Genomic DNA, 2,645 nt, shown 5'->3' on the forward strand with positions numbered 1-2,645 from the left:
ACATGATAGCTTCTGCCATCGTTATACACATCACTCGGTGCAGTGCGTTCGGTAAAGACATAGCCAAGTGCATTCTGTTTCAGAATAATAGAAGAATCGATAGCAGGTTGACCAGATGTGACAATTGCTCCCTTTGCATCATAAATCAGCTTCGAAGCATAACCCTCGTCAGTAATACTCTTCCATACAAGGTATCCTTTTTCATTTGTCACTGCCACGCCCAGCTGCTTGATTGTTTCTGTGCTGTTTCCGGAACTTCCGGTTACACTTACCACCTCACTTACGGTAAATTCTACATCTTTTATCGCTTTCCAGCTTTTTCCATCATAACTTGCCACTACCTTTTGCAGATCTACCGGCGCAATGATGGTTTCATCTACCATTGTCAGGACATTGTCTTGCAGGTTGGTCGTTTTCTTCCACTCATTTCCGTCTATACTTGTCGGTGTTCCGGTGCCAGTCCATACATACAGCTGAGATACCATCGTAGAATCTTTTGTAGTTGTTCCTGACAATTTAAAGTACAGATTCTCCGCTTTCAGATACCCGATCGGTGCTTTCGCCTCATGCAATGTATAAATGGTATTTTCTTTCAGCGTTCCCTCCGGAAGTGACGCATTGCCATCAGCGGCTGCCCCTTCCGGAAGTATCCAGTTCCAACTGCTCTGGTTGTTTCCCAGAGTGGCTTTTTTCTTGTCGGCAGCTGTTGTATCTGTTCCTTCATAGATCTCCAACGTGGCCCCGGATAATGCTTCGCCGTTCAACGACTTCTGATCACCAGTTTTCTGTTGTAAACCGTTTCTGGTTTCGATATCGTTTTTCTTGGCAATCGTAAGCTTTGTCTTTTCATTCCGGACTTTTAGATTCAGTGCGATATGTTCTTTATTGTATGTACCTCCTTCCGAGATTTCAGGATCCTGTTTTAGGGCAAGTCCGGAATCCGAATACCTAACCTCTTTGATCTTGTTGTCTGAATCGACCTTAAACGTCACCAGCGTAATTGGCTGATTGTTCTCTGTCCGGGTCATATAGCCGTCCGGTGCTTTTGTTTCCTTCAGCGTGTATGTACCCTTTTTGGAAATATCCGGTTTTACTTTGTTTCCAGCGCTGTCTGTTTTGATTTCAGTACCGCTATCGTCCAGCAGATAAAGCACGCCATCCTCGGCTGTCATACAGTTCCAGCTCATGGTACCTGCAGAGCCCGGTTGTGATTGTGTGATGGACGTATAACTTAAGCTGAATTTTCCTCCGGCAAGTTTTATCTCTTTATCCTTGCTGTCTACTTTCACCAGTTCCAGTGTTTTCGGAATGTCTGTTACCGGAGTATTGGTTACAATCGCTGTTGTTCCATCCGTGCCGGCGGTCACATCTATACGGCCTGTCGTCTTATAAGTCACCTTTGCATACGCTTCGTAATCAATATTTGTAATCTCATTCGATCCTGTATCTGACTCTGGTGACTTTGGCGTAATAGCAAAGTACAGATTCTCCATCAAACGATACTGATCTGATGCGCCTCGTTCCACTTCTTCAAAGTAATAGCTTCCAACATCAAGACCATTTTTTAATGCCGAGCCAGTGATTCGGTTCGTGATTGCAGGATTACAAACTTTCAGATCTATCTTTCCGCTGGCATCCGTTGTCAGGTAAACTCCATCTGCCAGAACCGGCTTTACATTCGTCGGTTTTCCATCTTGATCTGTTCCATCATACTTGTACAACTTGAAGGAAATATTGGCAATTGGCTTCTTTGTCCCAGAATCCGTCTTTTCCAGCTTCTCCAGTGTTACGTTTTTCAGATGTCTTGCGACATCTCGCATGACGATCCGGTTTTCGTCTGCATCCGGCTTGTAATAGTTCTGATAATCTGTTCCGTCTGCGCTTAATGGATTCTCCTTTTGTATCGTGTCCGGCTTACTTCCGTTTTCTTTCACTGTAATCGTACCATCTGCATTCATCGTAAACGTAATCTCTTTGGCAACGATATAATTTGCATGAACACTGCCTGCCGGTTCGGACAGGGTATAGGTTTTTCCTGCATCCAATAGTCCTGTCAGCGTCCACGCACCGGTACCGGTATCATAGGTCACGCCTTCGATTTGGGTTGTTCCGTCCGTCTTTGTCGCTGCTAAGTTTTCTTTTTGATTCAGCCGAATCGTTTTTTCCCCGGATGGGAATGTAAGCTCAGAATCTACAGCTTTCAATTCCAGATAACCAGTGTCACTTAACGGAACCTTTCTTCCATACTGATCCATCTTATAAAGTGTGACTTTGTTTGGCTCATTGCTCCATTCGTAGTCGGCCACTGCTGAATCTGTATTCTCAGTTTGCAGTGAAATTTTCGCCCTATTAGACGGATATATGCCGGTAAGATCTTCCTCCATTACTGTCTGGTCAATCTTTGCAATGACTGCTTTTCGAACCTGTGTATCCAACTTATAACCGGCCGGTGCTGTCAGCTCCTTGATGTAGTAGGTGCCGGAAAGAAGGGTGAAGGGATAGCTGTCGTATGTCGTACCGGATTCGTAAGCGCGAAGATACGGCACGTCATTTGCATCTTTTACTTGGTCAAGCGTTGTGTTGTCCTTCGCCTTATTTGTCAGAACCATTGTGGTCTTATCCGTTGAACCTGCTACTACAGATGC

General features: G+C 44.8%; 1 protein-coding gene. It reads right to left on the reverse strand.

Annotated elements, in window-relative coordinates:
- On the reverse strand, nucleotides 1-2,645 hold a 2,645-nt coding region (locus WMO25_RS17010), incomplete at both ends, for a SpaA isopeptide-forming pilin-related protein (RefSeq protein ID WP_349086355.1).

Origin of the sequence: Coprococcus intestinihominis (genome assembly GCF_040096555.1) — a bacterium.
Classification (GTDB): domain Bacteria; phylum Bacillota; class Clostridia; order Lachnospirales; family Lachnospiraceae; genus Coprococcus_A; species Coprococcus_A intestinihominis.